16 protein-coding genes, 1 tRNA gene and 1 pseudogene are annotated in these 16,101 nt (G+C 64.0%); 8 read left to right on the top strand and 10 right to left on the bottom strand.

The genetic code is table 11. The features are described 5' to 3' along the window. Positions 1–93: 93 nt before the first annotated feature. The 4 genes from V1290_RS16225 to V1290_RS16210 all read right to left on the bottom strand — a co-directional run bounded on the left by V1290_RS16225 (position 94) and on the right by V1290_RS16210 (position 2,473). Positions 94–495, bottom strand: coding sequence for an SRPBCC family protein (locus V1290_RS16225; protein ID WP_334365344.1), 402 nt, complete (start codon positions 493–495; stop codon positions 94–96). Between the two features lie 136 nt (positions 496–631). After that, positions 632–991 carry a VOC family protein gene (locus V1290_RS16220; RefSeq protein WP_334365343.1) on the bottom strand — a complete coding sequence of 120 codons (360 nt, stop codon included), beginning with the start codon at positions 989–991 and terminating at the stop codon, positions 632–634. A 54-nt stretch (positions 992–1,045) separates the two neighbouring features. After that, positions 1,046–1,885, bottom strand: a complete 840-nt coding sequence (locus V1290_RS16215; protein ID WP_334365342.1) for a helix-turn-helix transcriptional regulator — start codon at positions 1,883–1,885, stop codon at positions 1,046–1,048. Positions 1,886–1,894: 9 nt separating this feature from the next. Then, a complete protein-coding gene (locus tag V1290_RS16210; RefSeq protein ID WP_334365341.1) occupies positions 1,895–2,473 on the bottom strand; it encodes a methylated-DNA--[protein]-cysteine S-methyltransferase in 579 nt (192 codons plus the stop codon). A 139-nt stretch (positions 2,474–2,612) separates the two neighbouring features. On the opposite strand from V1290_RS16210, the gene V1290_RS16205 reads away from it, so the two are divergent. Both V1290_RS16205 and V1290_RS16200 read left to right on the top strand, forming a co-directional pair. After that, positions 2,613–2,686, top strand: a tRNA-Gly gene (locus V1290_RS16205). A 137-nt stretch (positions 2,687–2,823) separates the two neighbouring features. Then, entirely contained in the window at positions 2,824–4,899 is a 2,076-nt protein-coding gene (locus tag V1290_RS16200) for a methyl-accepting chemotaxis protein (RefSeq protein WP_334365340.1), read from the top strand. 16 nt (positions 4,900–4,915) lie between these two features. On the opposite strand, the gene V1290_RS16195 is transcribed toward V1290_RS16200, so the two are convergent. The 3 genes from V1290_RS16195 to V1290_RS16185 all read right to left on the bottom strand — a co-directional run bounded on the left by V1290_RS16195 (position 4,916) and on the right by V1290_RS16185 (position 6,538). Next, complete coding sequence (locus V1290_RS16195) at positions 4,916–5,239, bottom strand: cupredoxin domain-containing protein (RefSeq protein WP_334365339.1); 324 nt, start codon at positions 5,237–5,239, stop codon at positions 4,916–4,918. 9 nt (positions 5,240–5,248) lie between these two features. Further along, positions 5,249–5,770 carry a DUF4142 domain-containing protein gene (locus V1290_RS16190; RefSeq protein WP_334365338.1) on the bottom strand — a complete coding sequence of 174 codons (522 nt, stop codon included), beginning with the start codon at positions 5,768–5,770 and terminating at the stop codon, positions 5,249–5,251. Between the two features lie 84 nt (positions 5,771–5,854). Next, the gene (locus V1290_RS16185) at positions 5,855–6,538 is read right to left on the bottom strand and encodes an RNA polymerase sigma factor (protein WP_334369047.1); all 684 of its coding nucleotides are present in this window, start codon (positions 6,536–6,538) and stop codon (positions 5,855–5,857) included. Positions 6,539–6,782: 244 nt separating this feature from the next. Between V1290_RS16185 and V1290_RS16180 the strand changes: the two genes are divergently transcribed. Together V1290_RS16180 and V1290_RS16175 are read left to right on the top strand one after the other, a co-directional pair. After that, the gene (locus V1290_RS16180) at positions 6,783–7,349 is read left to right on the top strand and encodes a thiamine pyrophosphate-binding protein (RefSeq protein ID WP_334365337.1); all 567 of its coding nucleotides are present in this window, start codon (positions 6,783–6,785) and stop codon (positions 7,347–7,349) included. Beyond that, entirely contained in the window at positions 7,346–7,945 is a 600-nt protein-coding gene (locus V1290_RS16175) for a thiamine pyrophosphate-dependent enzyme (protein ID WP_334365336.1), read from the top strand. Before V1290_RS16180 ends, V1290_RS16175 begins: the two co-directional genes overlap by 4 nt. A gap of 7 nt (positions 7,946–7,952) precedes the next feature. Here V1290_RS16175 and V1290_RS16170 read toward each other — a convergent pair whose 3' ends face one another. Continuing rightward, a complete protein-coding gene (locus V1290_RS16170) occupies positions 7,953–8,876 on the bottom strand; it encodes a LysR family transcriptional regulator (protein WP_334365335.1) in 924 nt (307 codons plus the stop codon). Positions 8,877–8,935: 59 nt separating this feature from the next. Between V1290_RS16170 and V1290_RS16165 the strand changes: the two genes are divergently transcribed. Beyond that, a complete protein-coding gene (locus V1290_RS16165; RefSeq protein WP_334365334.1) occupies positions 8,936–10,168 on the top strand; it encodes a rhodanese-like domain-containing protein in 1,233 nt (410 codons plus the stop codon). Positions 10,169–10,202: 34 nt separating this feature from the next. Here V1290_RS16165 and V1290_RS16160 read toward each other — a convergent pair. Beyond that, a pseudogene (locus V1290_RS16160) lies at positions 10,203–10,924 on the bottom strand (DNA-3-methyladenine glycosylase I). Positions 10,925–11,229: 305 nt separating this feature from the next. Between V1290_RS16160 and V1290_RS16155 the strand changes: the two are divergent. The 3 genes from V1290_RS16155 (at position 11,230) to V1290_RS16145 (ending at position 15,018) form a co-directional block, all read left to right on the top strand. After that, positions 11,230–13,116 carry a DEAD/DEAH box helicase gene (locus V1290_RS16155; RefSeq protein ID WP_334365333.1) on the top strand — a complete coding sequence of 629 codons (1,887 nt, stop codon included), beginning with the start codon at positions 11,230–11,232 and terminating at the stop codon, positions 13,114–13,116. A 58-nt stretch (positions 13,117–13,174) separates the two neighbouring features. After that, positions 13,175–13,462 (top strand): DUF1330 domain-containing protein, encoded by a 288-nt coding sequence (locus V1290_RS16150; RefSeq protein ID WP_334365332.1) that lies wholly within the window; start codon positions 13,175–13,177, stop codon positions 13,460–13,462. A 299-nt stretch (positions 13,463–13,761) separates the two neighbouring features. Continuing rightward, the gene (locus V1290_RS16145) at positions 13,762–15,018 is read left to right on the top strand and encodes an aminopeptidase (RefSeq protein WP_334365331.1); all 1,257 of its coding nucleotides are present in this window, start codon (positions 13,762–13,764) and stop codon (positions 15,016–15,018) included. Here the strand turns inward: V1290_RS16145 and V1290_RS16140 are convergent, their stop codons facing one another. Then, positions 15,019–16,068: an amidohydrolase family protein gene (locus tag V1290_RS16140; protein WP_334365330.1), complete on the bottom strand. Its 1,050-nt coding sequence runs from the start codon at positions 16,066–16,068 to the stop codon at positions 15,019–15,021. Between the last annotated feature and the right edge of the window lie 33 nt (positions 16,069–16,101).

Here is a 16,101-nt window from a genome sequence, read left to right as displayed (position 1 = left end):
CGGCGCCATTCGGACGCACGCGCCGAGGCTAGGAGTGGGCAGGGAGTCAATCTGTGAGAAGGATCACGCCAGCTAGCTAGTGCCGGTAACGCATCATGCCGCGCTTCGTCCGAACGCCTTCTGCATGGCAAGCACGCCCTGGTCCATCTGTGAGGAGACGTAGGGCGCGATCTCGTTCGGCAACACGTCGACGATCCAGACCAATCGGCTGCGCGCGTCGCCATCAGCAAACACCTGGGCGGACGCGCTATAATGCTTCACACGCTCGCTGTTGATCGCATAGACCAGCCGCTTTCGCTCGTCGTCGCAATCGACCAGCGTCTCGCGCGCGACGGTGCCGTTGGCAAAGGTGACGATGCGCGCATCGCCGTCGAGCTTGGTGTCGGTGACGAAGCCGGGTACCAGCCGGGTATGCAGCGCGCCGAAATCGCGCAATGCGTCCCAGACGTCGGCAGGGTTCGCGTCGATGAGGATTTCTTTGTGGATGGAAGCCATGGATGATTCCTTGTTGTAGGAGGATGGATGTTCCGCCGTCATTGCGAGCGGAGCGAAGCAATCCATCTCGCCACCTGCCGAGACATGGATTGCTTCGTCGCTTCGCTCCTCGCAATGACGTGGAGAGAGCGGCGCCTTACGTACAAACCGCCTCGACATTGTTGCCGTCGGGGTCGATCAAAAACGCGGCGTAATAGGTTGGGCTGTAATCCGCGCGCAGTCCGGCGCCGCCATTGTCGCGGCCGCCGGCCTTCAGGCCCTCGGCGTGGAATTTCTTGATCGCCGCATGATCCTGGGCGCGGAACGCGACATGCGCGGCCGAGCCCGAAGATCCCTTGTGCAGATGCAGCCAGAGCGCGGGCGCGCCCTTTGGGCCGAAGCCTGCGCCGGAATCATCCCGCGAGCACAGCACGAAGCCAAGGGGCGCGAGCGCTGCCGTATAGAAGCGCACGCTGGCGTCGAGATCGCCGACGCGTAATCCGATGTGGTCGTACATGACATTCTCCAGCAAGAAAGTGCCGCGAACTCGCGCGGCCTGGAGAAAGCCTAGTCAGTGGAGGGCCAGCCGTTCTTGGAAAATCTTGCGCATGCCCCGCGAGGCCTGGCGGAATTTCAGCGGTGAGGCGCCGGCGGCGCGATGGAAGGTGCGCACGAAATTGGAGAGGTCGGCAAAACCGACGTCGTAGGCGATGTCGGTGATCGGGCTGTCGTCGTCGGCCAAGCGCCGCGCGGCATGGCGCAGCCGCGAGCGCACCAGATATTGGTGCGGCGTGACGCCGAGCGCTCGCGAGAACAGCCGCAGGAAATGGAACGGGCTGATCCCGGCCTCGGCCGCGGCGTCCTCCAGATTGATCTGACGGTGCGAATTGGCATCGATCCACAGTGCGGTTTCCACCGCGCGGCGGCGGTCGCGCGCCGCATCAGGACCGGATTTGCGGGACCTGCCGGAAACTACCTCGACAAAGCGGCTCGCCAGCACCTGACCGATCTCGTCGAGGCCGATGTCGCTGCTGCCATCTGCTGCCGCTTGCGCCAGCTCGCCAAGCACGACGAGCTCCGGCAGCGGCGGCGCTGAGCCGATCTGCCATGGCGACCGGCTATCGCCGATGGTTTCCACCAGCTCGGGGGCGAAGAAGAACGACAGGCACTCGTCGCCGCAGACGTGCTCGTGGGTACAGGTATATTCGTCGCCGGGATGGCCGATCAGCACCGATCCCACCACCAGTTCGCTGCACTTGCCGCGGCTGCGCAGGCCGAAACTGCCTTTGCGCACATAGGAAATCGAATGACCGCCATGCTGCTCCGCGAACGGCTTGTCGCCCGGTCCCGCGGTGCAGCGAAAGTCGAAGACGGATATGGATTTGCGTTCGAGAAGCGTGGTCGCGATCATCCCGCCTACTTAAGGATGCGGGCGCGGCGGTGCAACCGGCAGCAGCACGTCGAACAATGTCTTGCCGGAGGTCTGGCTGGCGCCCTCGATCGAGAGCAGCCGCCGCTTGGAGATCGCCCCGCCAAAGGCTGAGATCTTGTCGGCATAATTGCCGGCTTCGAGCACGCGATGACAAGGTACGATGATCATGAAGGGGTTGCGGCCGATCACCCGCGCCACCGAAGAGACCGCGCCTGAAGCACGAAGGCTGGCGGCCACTTCCGCATAGGTCCGCGTTTCGCCGCGCGGGATCGCGCGCGTATAGGCATAGACGCGCTGGTTGAAGGCAGGAATGCCGGTCAGATCGAGCGCAACGTCGGACAGATCGCACGCCGCCCCGCGCGACAGCGCGATGATGCCTTCGATCGCGACCTGGACGTTCGCTGGCGGGCGAAGCTCGCGGGCATTAGGATAGAGCTGATAGAGCCGCCGCCGCGTGTCGATCTCGCGGACTTCCGGGAGCTGCACGCCGATAATCCCCGCCGGGCCCCATGCGATCCCGCAGCGGCCGATTCCGGTATCGAAAATGCTGTAGCCACGCCCCGTCATACGCCACCAGCCCCGGACGCGAATCATACCACCGGCCTGACGAATCGCATGGAATTTTGGCGAAGTCGACAGCGAGCAAGACGGCCAATGGAACAGCTTGGCGGATCGCGCAAGGTCGGCTAATCATGAGATGCGACCCGCGGGCGTAGTTCAATGGTAGAACGGCAGCTTCCCAAGCTGCATACGAGGGTTCGATTCCCTTCGCCCGCTCCAATTTTCTCGCCTTGCCAGCTAGCCGCACCACGACATTTGAGACGCTAACCCCGTAGTACTACCGGCCTCGATTTAAGCCGGCCTTAGTCCGTCCTGCCTACGTTTCCCGCTTCTCCTTGGCAGAGCGGAAACAAAAAATGCGGATCGGTCGGCTTTTTGCACTATCGATGCTCTCGGTGACGGTCCTGGCGGTCGTCCTTGGCGCCGGAGTCCTTGTCCCGCAATACCGCACCTTTGCCAGCAAGAGCGAGGCGATCAAGACCGTGGAGGCCTATGGCGCGGTGCTGGCGGTTGGCCAGCAGGTCGCCGGCTATCGGGCGCCCTATGTCGGCCCGCTGTTCAAGGAAACGGCTGCGACACCCGAGCAGATGGAGACCGTCGCGAAAGCGGTGCAGGCGGCCGATGCAGCGTTCGCCAGGGCGCGAACGGTGGTTGGCGCGCTCAACGATGGCGCAGCGATTGTCCAGGGTCTGAACCAGGCGGCGGCCAAGCTTGCCGAGGTTCGCGCGGCGAGCGATCGCGCGCTGAGCCTGCCGATGAGCGGGCGCGACCCGGCGGCGGTCAAGGGCTTTCTGCCGGGCATTGCCGCCGTTGTCGGAATCCTCGAGCCGCTGTTGAACCGGCTGGAAAACCAGGTGGCGATGGCGGATGCGTCGCTGACGGCGCTGCTCAATGTCGCCCGCACCGCGCAGGATCTGCGGATCTCCGCCGGAGGCCGCGCCGCCACCATGTCGCTTGCGATCAGCACGCGCCGCCCGCTCACGGCGGCTGAAATTTCCAGCACCGACCGCGCCCAGGGCCGCGTAGATCTCGACCGCGAGCGGATCGAGGCCGGCGTCGATCAGATCGGCAGTCCGCCGCGGCTTGCGAAAGCGATGAACGATGCCATCGAGGGCTATTTCGCCAAGGCCGCGCCATGGCTTGAAAAGGAGATGGCGGCGGGGCGCGCCGACGGCAACTACAATATCAATTCGGATCAGCTTGCCAGAACGATCGTGCCTGTGGTGCAGGCCTTCTTCGCGGTGCGCGATGCGGCGCTCGCGGAAGCCGCGGAGCGTGCAGGGGCCGCGCGCGATGGCGCGCTCACGATGCTGGCGCTGGCAAGCATCGCCGTCGCGGCGCTGCTCGCCGTGCTTGCCGGCGTCACGGTGATGCTGCGGCGGCGCGTGATCACGCCGCTGGCAAACTTGACCGGCGTGGTCGGCGAACTCGCTGCCGGCCGGCATGACGTCACGATCCCGACCATCGAGCGTGCCGACGAAATCGGCGCCATGGCGGGCTCGCTGCAGGTTTTCAAGGACGCCCTTATCGCCAAGACGGCCGCCGACGAGGCGGCCGCGGTGGAAGCCGATGTAAAAATCCAGCGCGGCCAGCGCGTCGATCGGATCACCAGCGATTTCGAGGCGATGATCGGCGAGATCATCGAGATCGTGTCGCAGGCGTCGACCGAGCTGGAAGCCTCCGCCGGCACGCTGACGGCAACCGCGGAACGTTCTGAAGAGCTGACCACCATGGTTGCGGCGGCATCCGAAGAAGCCTCCACCAACGTGCAATCGGTGGCATCCGCCACCGAAGAGATGGCATCGTCGGTCAACGAGATCAGCCGTCAGGTCCAGGGCTCGGCGCGCATCGCCAGCGAGGCGGTGGAGCAGGCGCAGAAGACCAATGACCGCGTCGCCGAACTCGCCAAGGCTGCCGCCCGCATCGGCGACGTGGTGGAGCTGATCAACACCATCGCGGGCCAGACCAACCTCTTGGCGCTGAATGCTACCATCGAAGCGGCGCGCGCGGGCGAGGCGGGGCGCGGTTTTGCGGTGGTCGCCTCCGAAGTGAAAGCGTTGGCCGAGCAGACCGCGAAAGCGACCGGCGAGATCAGCCAGCAGATATCGGGCATCCAGGCGGCGACGCAGGAATCGGTCGGCGCCATTAAGGAGATCGGCGATACCATCGGACGGATGTCGGAGATTGCCGCCACCATCGCCGCCGCCGTTGAGCAGCAGGGCGCGGCGACCCAGGAAATATCCCGCAACGTGCAGCAGGCCGCCAACGGCACGCAGCAGGTCTCCGCCAACATCACGGACGTGCAGCGCGGTGCCAGCGAGACCGGCTCCGCCTCCGCGCAGGTGCTATCAGCGGCAAAATCGCTGTCCGGCGAAAGCGACCGGCTGAAGCGCGAGGTCGGCAAATTCCTCAGCTCGGTGCGCGCCGCCTGAGCCGCCTCGCCAGCGGCTACGGCGCAATCGTCAGCACCGCCTTCATGTTGGGATGGTAGCGGCAGTAATATTCGACGCTGCCGGCCTTCGTTAGCACCGACGTCACTGTCTTGTTCGGCGGCGTGGCGACATCGAAATCGCCGTTGCGCGCGGTCGCGGTGTGGGCGAACACGTCCTTGTTGATCCATTCGATGGTGTCGCCGACCTTGGCAGACACCTCGACCGGCGCGAACACCAGATTGTCGATCGTGATTTGGATCGTCGCTGCATGCGCCGGGACGGCCGCCGCGCCAAGCAGCAGGGCGACGGCGACGAGGGGCAGATATCGTCCCGGACGCATGGCGGCCTCCTACTTCAGCTTGGCGGCGACTTGTTCGGCGTGCTGCTGGTGGCCTTGAAAAATCCTCAGGCCGGTTTGTAGCAGGCTCTTCAGCTCGGCATTGCTGGCTGACGGAATCAACTGCGCCTCCAGCGCGCTGTTGACGTTCTTGTGGTAGGCGACCTCGTTGGCGAGATAGGCCTTGTCGTATTCGGCGCCTTTCAGCTTGTCGAGCTCGGCGAGTTTCTCGGTGGCCTGCTTCGACAGCGTCTTGCTGGTGTCGTTGTCCTCCGGCGTCACCTTCAGCTTCTTGACCAGGTCGAGCGCCTGCTTGTTCACGGCCTCATGGTCGCGCACCATGTCTTGAGCGAATGCCTTGACGTCCTTGTTGCTGGCTTTCGCGATCGCCTGTTTGGCGGCGTTGATGTCGATGACGCCCGCCGTGTAGGCGATATGCGCGATCTGGGGATCGGTGGGTTTTGCGCCTTGCGCCACCACGGCGCTGCCAAGAAGGCTCAATGCGGCGATCGCCGCGCTCAATCGTATGAACATGGTTTGATACTCCTGTGGCGCGGCGGACCGCGCGTTGATGAACAGGAGTTGGATGGGCGTGGGGTGCAGAGGTTCCCGGAAAAGTTAGTCGAAGCCCAGCCGCTTCAGCACGGCCTCCGTCAGGCGCTCGCAGCGCCGGCCGGCAAAGGGGAACGCCTCCATCACCACGGGACCGATCTTGTTCTCGACGATGTCGCGCAGCATGGTGCGGGCGCGGTGCAGTCGGGTTTTTACCGTCTCCGGCTTCAGCCCGAGAATTTCGGCGGTCTCTTCCACATTCATCCCCTCGATCACGCGGGTGATGAAGACGAGACGGAACGCTTCCGGCAATTCGTCGATGGCGTGTTCGACGACATGCTGAATTTCACGCTGGGCCATGGATTTTTCCGGATCGTCGGTGGCAAGAGGAAACTGGATGATCTGGGCCTCCAGCGCGCCCTGCGGCAATGAGTCCAGTTCGACGGTGGGCCGCTGGCGGCGCAGCCGGCCGAGTGCCTCATTCATGGTGATCCGCGACAACCACGTCGACAGGCTGGAATCCCCGCGAAAGTTTTCCAGATGGGTGAAGGCACGGACATAGGCCTCCTGCACGACGTCTTCGGCCTCGCCATCGTTGCGCAGAATGCCGCGGGCGAGCCGGTACAGCTTGCGATTATTCGCCTGCATGATCGCGCGCACCGCCGCCTCGTCGCGGGCCAGCGCGCGGCGCACCAACTCGGCGTCGCCGGTATCGAGGCGCGCGATGTCGGGTATGTGGGCCTGGTGCATGATATCCACCAATAACAGGGTATTGGGGTTGGATGCTGCAGGAGCCAGCAGGTTCCCGAAATAATTTCGGCTGCGTGGACGGGCCAAACGTCGGCGTGCCAGCCATGCGGCATGACGCTTTGGCTCCACCGAGCCTTTCAATTTTGCGATAGAAGCCATGTCCACATTCAAATTCCTCGAACTCTCATCGAGGTCTATTCTGCACGTCAACCAACCCTTGGAATCGCGGAGGAAATTGAGCCCGATGGCGGAAGCAGCAAAATCACGCGCCGAGGCCGCACCGGCGCCGCCGACGTGGCCGGACGAGATCTACCGCGTGCTCAAGGACACCGGCATTCGCCAGGTCGCGATGGTTCCGGACGCCGGCCACAGCCGCCTGATCCGCTCCTTCGAGGCCGATCCCGAGACTCGCGTCGTCACGCTGACGACGGAGGAAGAAGGCGTAGCGATGCTGGCGGGCGCGTGGCTCGGCGGCGAGCGCGGAGCGCTGCTGTTGCAGTCGAGCGGCGTCGGCAATTGCATCAACATGCTGTCGCTGCCCGTCATCTGCCATATGCCGTTATTGATGATCGTCACCATGCGCGGCGATTGGGGCGAGTTCAATCCGTGGCAGATCCCGATGGGGCAGGGCACGCGGCCCTCGCTGGAGGCCATGGGCGTGATCGTGAACAAGGTCGACGAGCCTGATCTCGTCGCCTCCACCGTGCAGGGCGCGGCGAACCTCGCCTTCAACACCTGGAAGCCGGTGGCGGTCCTGATCGGCCAGCGCGTGCTTGGCGCCAAGAATTTCAAGGAGCTTGCCCGCAAATGAGCAATCCGAACGCGCTTCTGCATCGCCGCGATGTCGTCAACGAATTGTTGCGCGACCGCGCCGACCTCCTCGCCATCGCCGGGCTCGGCGCGCCGAACTGGGACGTCTCCGCCGCCGGCGACCATCCGAACAATTTTCCGCTCTGGGGCGCCATGGGCGCCGCCTCGATGATCGGGCTTGGGTTGGCGCTGGCGCAGCCCAAGCGCAAGGTGCTCGTCATCACCGGAGACGGCGAGATGCTGATGAATATCGGCTCGCTCGCCACGATCGCGGTGGAGGCGCCGAAGAATCTCACGATCGCCGTTCTCGACAACGAGTGCTTCGGCGAGACCGGCATGCAGAAAACCCCCACCGCCTCTGGCGTTGACCTTGCCGCCATCGCGACCGCCTGCGGCATCCGCACCTCGCGCATTGTTCGCACGATGGCGGAAGTCACCGAACTGCGCGACCTCGCGCATGAAGGGCGAGGAACGGTTTTCGCGCAGATCAAGATCAATCCCGAGGCGCTGGTGTTCGTGATGCCGCCTGCCGACGGCGTCATCCTGACGACGCGCTTCCGGCAATCGGTGTTGGGAGACGAGGCGCTGTATAATTGAGGCGCAGCTACGCCGTCATGTTGATCTTCCAGCGTCCTTCCCTGGAAAGCTGTTGAATCTCCGATACGATCAGCGTCGCGATCGTGGTCGTGGCGATCGACGGCGGGTGGGCGATCGGCGAGGCCAGAATCAATTCGCGCGACACGGCGGGGCTGACCGCAGCCATCTCCAGCCGTTTCGCCGCCACCTCGGTGCGGATGGCGGAAGGCGGCAGCAGCGTGTAGCCGAGCCCTTCCTCCATCAGGCTGATCTGGGCGCGGTAGGAATCGACCTCGATCATGGCCTCTAACTTCAGTTTTTCGCGCGCCAGCGCCTTCTCCAACAGCGCCCGCAGACCATGCGAGATGCTCGGCAGGATCAGCTTCTGCTTCACCAGCCATTTGAGATCGACCTGCTTGCGCTTGTTCAGCCCCGACCCCGGCGGCCCGACAGCGACGATATCCTCACGGCCGATCGACTGGACCTGAAGATGGAGATCGACGGCAGGACCATAGATGATCGCGAGATCCATCTCGCCGCGGTGCAGCCATTCGACCAGATGCCCGCCATAGCTCTCCACGATGCGCAGCGAGACGTCGGGAAACTCGTTGAGGACGCGGCGGGCAAACCGTCCGGACAGGACGGCGCTGACCGTCGGCACCAGCCCGAGGATGACGCGGCCCGCCGGATTGCCGTTCGCCGATTTGAGGTCGTCGCTGACCTGCTCGATCTGGCGGATCAGGCCGGTGGTGCGGTCGAGCAGCATCCGGCCCGCGCTGGTCAAGAGCATGCCGCGCCCGTTGCGGACGAACAGTTCGACGCGAAGCTCATGCTCGAGCAGCTTGATGTGGCGGCTCAGCGCCGGCTGCGCGGCACGCAGCCGGTCCGCGGCCTTGCTCAGGCTTCCAAGTTCGGCTACGGCCCGGAAAGTCCGCAATTGTTTGAGATCCATCGAGTGCCCAGAGTGCCTGTTATGCAAGCGATCATATGCCGTTTTCGGAATCTCCGTCCATGACCGTACCCTCCGTTACTCCCTCGCAAGTTCGCGCCGCGCTGCTGCTGCGCGAGGAAATCGCGCTGCTCGATGTCAGGCACGAGGCCGTGTTCGCCAGCGGCCATCCCCTGTTTGCCGCCAACATGGCGGCCGACCGGATCGCGCTCGAAGCGGAGACGCGGCTGCCGCGCAAGGATGTGCCGATCGTGCTCTATGACGCCGGTGAAGGCCTCGTCACCGTAGCGGCGGACCACCTGAAAGCGTTGGGCTATACCAATGTCCGCCAGCTCGACGGCGGGCTGCAGGGCTGGAAGTCGGCGGGCTATGAGGTGTTCGAGGACGTCAATTCCTACGCCAAGGCCTTTGGCGAATTAGTTGAGTCGCGCCGCCACACGCCTTCACTCGCCGCCGAGGAAGTCGGCGCCTTGATTGCGAGTGGCGCCAATATCCAAATCCTCGATGTCCGCCGCTTCGATGAATACGCCACCATGAACATCCCGGGCTCCATCAGCGTGCCCGGCGCCGAACTGGTGCTGCGCGCCGGCCGCGCCGCGCCGGATCCCGAGACCACCATCATCGTCAATTGCGCAGGCCGCACCCGCTCGATCATCGGCACCCAGTCGCTGATCAATGCCGGCGTCGCGAACAAGGTGCGGGCGCTGCGCAACGGCACCATCGGCTGGACGCTGGCCAAACAACATCTCGAACATGGCAGTGACAGGCGCGGCGAGGTCGGTGCTATCAAAGGCGGCGAAGCCAATGCCCGCGACGTCGCCTATCGCGCCGGCGTCCGGCATATCGGATCAGAGGAAATGGTGGCGTTGCAGGCGCAGGCCAACCGTACGCTCTACTGCTTCGACGTCCGCTCGGAGCAGGAATACACGGCTGGCCATATCACGGGCTTCCGCCATTACGCCGGCGGGCAATTGGTGCAGGAAATCGATATGGCGGCGCCGGTGCGCGGCGCCCGGATCGTGCTGACGGACAACATGAGCGTGCGCGCCGACATGACGGCGTCCTGGCTGGCACAAATGGGCTGGGAAACTTACGTGCTTGAAGGGGGCTACGACGCCACGCTGGAAATCGGGCCGCCGCGCGTGATCCCAAAACCCGATCCGTCACACCGCTATCGCCGGCCCTATGAGGGCACCGATGTCAAGGAAAGCGCGATGCAGGCCTATCTCGACTGGGAATACGGCCTCGTCGAGCAGCTCCGTCGCGACGGTACGCACGGATTTTTCGTGATTTGAGATCGCGTAGGATGATGGAGCGCAGCGATACCCATCAATCGTCGGCGCCCATCATGCTCGCGAGCTTCTCCGCGGCGTAATTCTCGCCGATCGACAGCGCGCAAATCCGCGAAAGCTGCACATAAGGAAGGCCGGTCTCTTCGGCCCAGGCATTGAACTGCGCCTGCACCTTCGCGAGATCGCGCTTGGAGGTGACCGTCTCCGCAATGTCGAGCCCGGCATCGCGCAGGCACAGCACGACGTCTCTGGAGGTGACGAATCCGTCCCAGCCGAGAGGAAACGCAGCATCATCTGCCCGGTATTGCCGCCGAGCCGGCTGCCGCGCTTGGCCAGCAGTTCCAGCAATCCGGCCTGGTCCGACGACGGCCAGTTCGCAAGGAACTTGCCGAAACGGCCGTGCTCCTTCGCAACGTCGCGGACGAAGCCGGCATTGGCGCGCACCGACATGATCTTGGCGCCGTTGCGCACGATGCGGGTGTCCTTCATCAGGCCGTCCCAGAAATCATCCGGCTGCAGCGTCAGCGGCCCGGGCTTGAAGCCGAGAAACGCTTTCTCGAAGCCCAGCCATTTGCTCTCGATCACGCTCCAGGCAAAGCCCGCGCAGAACACCCGCTTGGTCATTTCGGCGAGAATCCGGTCGTCGCCGAGCTTGGCGAGCGCCTTCGGGTCCGGCTTGGCCGGCAGCAGCTTGGCGAGTGCTTTCGGCCCGCCCTTGCGCTTTTCGGCGCGGGCGCGGATGGTCTTGAACGCGGTCACGGTGCATGGCCCCATAAGCTTAAGTTGAAAACCACGGCTGAAATACCCGGAAAGCCCTAGTGTAGCGGATCATCCCGGAATTCCCAGCCGGCAGCGTGGAAGGTTAACCGTCGCAGAAGTGATCGGCTGACCTGCAAAGAATGGATGGCGTCCCGGCTGGATTTCGCCTAAAGCATCCCCACCTCATTCAAATCCGTCAGGCCGTGCGGCTGCGCGTCGTCAATGCGCAGCTTTTTAAGTCATTTCGGTTCGAGGCGCCCTTTTCATATTCCCGGCCGACAACGCCAACCAAGGTCTGACATCTCGTGACATTACTGCCCGCAAATGCGCCGCTCGCCCGAGCTTTGGCGGAACGCAACTACGATCGGCTGACACCGGTGCAGACGGCGGTGCTGGCCGACGAAGCTGATGGCCGTGACCTGCTCGTTTCTGCGCAAACCGGTTCCGGCAAAACGGTCGCCTATGGTCTGGCGATTGGAACGAACCTGCTGGATGGCGCCGAACGATTCGAGCGGGCTGCCGCGCCCCTTGCATTGATTGTCGCGCCGACCCGCGAGCTTGCGCTTCAGGTGCACCGCGAACTCGGCTGGCTTTATCAGCATGCGGAGGCGCGCGTCGTTTCGTGCGTCGGCGGCATGGATCCGCGCCGCGAGCAGCGCGAACTGGCCGCGGGCGCCCATATCGTGGTCGGCACGCCGGGGCGGCTCTGCGATCATTTGCGGCGCGGCCGACTCGACGTCAGCGAGTTGAAGGCGATCGTGCTCGACGAGGCTGACGAGATGCTCGATCTCGGCTTCCGTGAGGATATGGAATTCATCCTGCAGGCCACACCGGACGACCGCCGCACGCTGCTGTTCTCGGCGACCCTGCCGCAGGGTATCATCGCGCTGGCAAAGGAATATCAGCAGCAGGCCTTCCGCGTAGAAGTCGCCGGCGACGAGGGCGGTCATGCCGATATCGAGTATCGCGCGATCCGGATCGCCGCCGGTGATGTCGAGCACGCCGTCGTCAATCTCCTCCGCTATTTCGAATCGCCTGGCACCCTGGTGTTCTGCAACACGCGCGAGGCCGTGCGGCATCTGCAGGCAACGCTGCTGGAGCGCGGCTTCTCCGTGGTGGCGCTGTCGGGCGAGTTGACCCAGAACGAGCGAACGCTGGCGCTGCAGGCCTTGCGCGACGGCCGCGCCCGCGTTTGCGTTGCGACCGACGTTGCCGCGCGCGGCATCGATTTGCCGAACCTGGACCTCGTCATCCACGCCGATCTGCCGAACGATCCGGAAGTCATGCAGCATCGCTCGGGGCGCACCGGGCGGGCCGGTCGGAAGGGCGTCAGTATCCTGCTGGTGCCGCCGGCGCGGCGGCGTCGCGCGGATATGTTGCTCAAGCTCGCCGGGATCGACGCGGCCTGGGGCTTGGCGCCGCAGCCGGATGAAATTCGCAAGCTGGATCAGGAGCGGCTGCTGCGCGATGATGTGTTCGCAGGCGAAATAACGGCGGAGGATGAGGCACTCGCGCAAACCTTGCTTGCGGAACGGTCGTCGCAAGAGATCGCCACCGCGCTGGCACGGCTCTATCGCGCGCGGTTGCCCTCTCCCGAGGACATCGTCGATCCCGGCGAGGAGCGCGTCAAATCTCGTGCCGAGCGCGCCCGCGAGCGGGCCGATCGCGAGGCTGGAAGGGGAGTGAAGCCAACGAAATCCGCGGCGCGCCACCGCATGGCGGAGGACACCGTGTGGTTCAGCGCGGCGATCGGACGCCGGAAGAACGCGGAAGCGCGTTGGCTGCTGCCGATGCTGTGCCGCCGCGGCAGCATCAAGAAGGAAGATATCGGCACCATCCGCATTCTGGACAGCGTCACCGAGTTCGAGATTTCCGCGCGTGTCGCCGACCGCTTCGCCGCGCGAATCCGCCGTCCCGACAAGGAAGACAGCATTCGCATCGAGGCGATGACGAATGCTCCGCCGCGCGACGAGGCACGCGAGCAGGAACGGACACCGAAACCGCACCGCAAAAACGCAAAGAGCCCTGACCGGGCAGGGTTTGACAAGGAAGTGCGTTACGATAGGAAGAAACCGCATCGGGACAGGCCGGCTCACGCCGGAAAACCGCGGCATGAACGCGAGGCGCCCGCATTCGGTAAGAAGGAGGCACCTGCACTCGGTAAGAAGAAAAAGAAGAAGTTTCGCGGCTGACCGGCATGATCGAGACCTCAACGGCCCTCGCCGCGCAACCCTCAAATGAGGAGCCGTCATGAGCGTCTACATCATCGCCCAGTTGAAGTTCACCCGCCGCGAACTCTACGATCGCTATCAGGCGCGCTTTATGGGCGTATTCCAGAAATTCCGTGGCAAGCTGTTGGTAGCGGACGCAGATCCGGTCGTACTGGAAGGCGAATGGCCGCGCGACAAGGTCGTGATCATGGAATTTCCCGATGACGCCGCGGCAAAGGAATTTCAGAACTCGCCGGAGTATCAGGAGATCGCAGTCGATCGCAAAGCCGGCGCCGATGCCATCGTGCTGGCGGTGAGGGGGTTGTGACATGGCGCGGCGTTGAGTTGATCGCCCGGCGGTAACAAGCCGCGGCTGCCCACGGAAATAACGCGCCCGTCCGCGCCGATCGCAAGGCATCTCGGGACACCCGGAATCGAGCCTGCCGGCGCTGGCTGCAGGTTCCGTGCCTGGCATTATTGCACTCCGGAACATTAACGAGGTTGACTTTCGCCCGACCATTCTTGTGCTATTGCTGTCAGGCGCTTCGCTCGCTTTTGACATGATTGCGTCATCATGGTCGAAGGTTGCGAAGCCTTAAAAATCCTTCAGCATTGGCCGAAAGAATCATGACCGCACCTGAGCGAAACGCTTCCGTCTCGATTGATCCCGTAAAGCTCGACCGCCTCGCCGAAGTCGCGGTCAAGGTCGGCTTGCGGCTACAGCCGGGGCAGGACCTGCTGCTGACCGCGCCCTCGGTCGCGCTGCCGCTGGTGCGCCGGATTGCCGTACATGCGTACCAGGCCGGCGCGGGTTTGGTGACGCCGTTACTGTCGGACGAGGCGATCACGCTGGCGCGCTACCGCTACGGCCACGAGGCCGGTTTCGATCGTGCCGCCAACTGGCTCTATGAGGGCATGGCGAAGGCGTTCGGCGCCAACACCGCGCGCTTGGCCATCGTCGGCGACAATCCGATGCTGCTGTCGGGCGAGGATCCCGTGAAGGTGGCGCGTGCCAGCAAGGCCAATTCGATCGCCTATCAGCCGGCGCTGGAGAAGATCGTCAATTTCGATACCAACTGGAACATCATCGCCTATCCGAGTCCGTCCTGGGCCAAACAGGTTTTCCCTGACGTCCCCGAGGACGTCGCGGTGGAAAAACTGGCGGATGCGATTTTTGCGGCGTCCCGCGTCGATCAGGATGGCGCCGTCGCCGCCTGGGAAAAACACAACGCCGTGCTGCGCGAGCGCACCGAATGGCTGAACGGCCAGCGCTTCCACGCGCTGAAATATTCCGGCCCGGGCACTGATCTGACGATCGGCCTTGCCGACGGCCACGAATGGGAAGGCGGCGCCTCGACCGCGAAGAACGGCATTACCTGCAATGCCAACATCCCGACCGAGGAAGTCTTCACCACGCCGCATTGCCGGCGCGTCAGCGGGCATGTCGTCTCCTCTAAGCCGCTGTCCTATCAGGGCACGCTGATCGACAACATCGCGGTCAGGTTCGAGGAAGGTCGCATCGTCGAGGCAAGGGCCTCGCGCGGCGAGGAGGTGCTCAAGAAGGTGCTCGACACCGACGAGGGCGCGGCGCGTCTCGGCGAGGTGGCGCTGGTGCCGCATTCCTCGCCGATCTCGAAAAGCGGGCTGTTGTTCTTCAACACGCTGTTCGACGAGAACGCGGCCTCCCATATCGCGCTCGGCCAGTGCTACTCGAAATGCTTCGTTGGCGGCGACAAGCTGACGCCGGAACAGATTGCGGCACAGGGCGGCAACAAGAGCCTCATTCACATCGACTGGATGATCGGATCGGCCGAAACCGACATTGACGGCATTCACGCCGACGGAAGCCGCGTCCCGGTATTCCGCAAGGGCGAGTGGGCGTAACTAACCCAGCGAGAGCCTGTAGAAGTCGGTCGCCGTCTTCGAAAACAGCGCGGTCTTCTCGGCTTCGCTGTATTGTGCGGCGATATGCTTGAACGCGTTGAAGATCACCTGATAGCTGCACTGGCCTTTATCAGGCGGAAAATTGCTTTCGAACATGCATCGATCGGGCCCAAAGGCCTCGATGCAAGTTTCGATGTAGGGACGCCACGCGGCGGCGGTCTGTTCCGAAGACGGCGGCTTCGGCCAGAGGTGAAAGTCGTAGCCGAGCAGACACATCGCGAGCCCGCCGAGCTTCACCACGACGTTCGGGCATCGCGCGATTTCCTGGATCGAGGCCTTCCATTCCGGGAACACCTCCTCGCGCCGGCCGGCAAAGCGGCCGATGCCGACCGGACCGCCGCAATGATCGAGCACGATTTTGGTGTCAGGGAAAGCTCGGGCGAGATCGGTGAGTTCGCCGATCTGCGGATGAAACAGCCAGGCGTCGAAGCTCAGGCCCAATGGCGCGAGGCAGGCAAAGCCTCTGCGAAACGTGCTGTCGAGCAACAACCCTTGCGGCCGCGTCGCATACATTCCGGCGACATTGGGATCGGCATCCCACGCCGAGGAATGCCGGATGCCGCGGAAGCGGCCGTTGCCGGCAGCGATCTCCGCCTCCAGCACGGCTCTTGCGCCTTCGCCGAGCAGCAGGTTGACGTGGCTGACGATGCCGGCACAGATCGCGGCCTTGCCATAGCCGCCGCTCGCCGCCATCGCCGCAACGCCATTGGCGAACTCGACTTCGCCGACCGGGCGAAACGCTTCCGGCCCCTGCGCGCGGTACATCGAGCGGCAATCGACATAGACGGTCGCGATAATGTTATGACCGGAGGCAATGTCTGTAGCCATTTCCTCGATCACGTAGCGCAGGCCGCCGCGGTCCCAGAGATGGTGATGCGGGTCGACGATCGGGAGGGCGGGATCGATGATCTCTTCGGTGTGCTGCGCCAGCCAGTCTTCGCGCGGATCGGCATAGAGCCCGCTCCTGGAGGCGGGTGCAGTGCTGGCCATGGACGTCGCTCCCTTGATTGTTGTTGCCCGTCG

Origin of the sequence: Bradyrhizobium sp. AZCC 1578, from assembly GCF_036924675.1 — a bacterium.
Lineage (GTDB): Bacteria > Pseudomonadota > Alphaproteobacteria > Rhizobiales > Xanthobacteraceae > Bradyrhizobium.
Note: the sequence above shows the minus strand (reverse complement) of the source record. Positions and strands in the feature narration are given on the sequence as shown.

Coding starts and splice junctions, on each gene's coding strand:
- V1290_RS16225 (WP_334365344.1), bottom strand. CDS start 495: ATGGCTTCCATCCACAAAGAAATCCTCATCGACGCGAACCCTGCCGAC.
- V1290_RS16220 (WP_334365343.1), bottom strand. CDS start 991: ATGTACGACCACATCGGATTACGCGTCGGCGATCTCGACGCCAGCGTG.
- V1290_RS16215 (WP_334365342.1), bottom strand. CDS start 1,885: ATGATCGCGACCACGCTTCTCGAACGCAAATCCATATCCGTCTTCGAC.
- V1290_RS16210 (WP_334365341.1), bottom strand. CDS start 2,473: ATGACGGGGCGTGGCTACAGCATTTTCGATACCGGAATCGGCCGCTGC.
- V1290_RS16200 (WP_334365340.1), top strand. CDS start 2,824: ATGCGGATCGGTCGGCTTTTTGCACTATCGATGCTCTCGGTGACGGTC.
- V1290_RS16195 (WP_334365339.1), bottom strand. CDS start 5,239: ATGCGTCCGGGACGATATCTGCCCCTCGTCGCCGTCGCCCTGCTGCTT.
- V1290_RS16190 (WP_334365338.1), bottom strand. CDS start 5,770: ATGTTCATACGATTGAGCGCGGCGATCGCCGCATTGAGCCTTCTTGGC.
- V1290_RS16185 (WP_334369047.1), bottom strand. CDS start 6,538: ATGCACCAGGCCCACATACCCGACATCGCGCGCCTCGATACCGGCGAC.
- V1290_RS16180 (WP_334365337.1), top strand. CDS start 6,783: ATGGCGGAAGCAGCAAAATCACGCGCCGAGGCCGCACCGGCGCCGCCG.
- V1290_RS16175 (WP_334365336.1), top strand. CDS start 7,346: ATGAGCAATCCGAACGCGCTTCTGCATCGCCGCGATGTCGTCAACGAA.
- V1290_RS16170 (WP_334365335.1), bottom strand. CDS start 8,876: ATGGATCTCAAACAATTGCGGACTTTCCGGGCCGTAGCCGAACTTGGA.
- V1290_RS16165 (WP_334365334.1), top strand. CDS start 8,936: ATGACCGTACCCTCCGTTACTCCCTCGCAAGTTCGCGCCGCGCTGCTG.
- V1290_RS16150 (WP_334365332.1), top strand. CDS start 13,175: ATGAGCGTCTACATCATCGCCCAGTTGAAGTTCACCCGCCGCGAACTC.
- V1290_RS16145 (WP_334365331.1), top strand. CDS start 13,762: ATGACCGCACCTGAGCGAAACGCTTCCGTCTCGATTGATCCCGTAAAG.
- V1290_RS16140 (WP_334365330.1), bottom strand. CDS start 16,068: ATGGCCAGCACTGCACCCGCCTCCAGGAGCGGGCTCTATGCCGATCCG.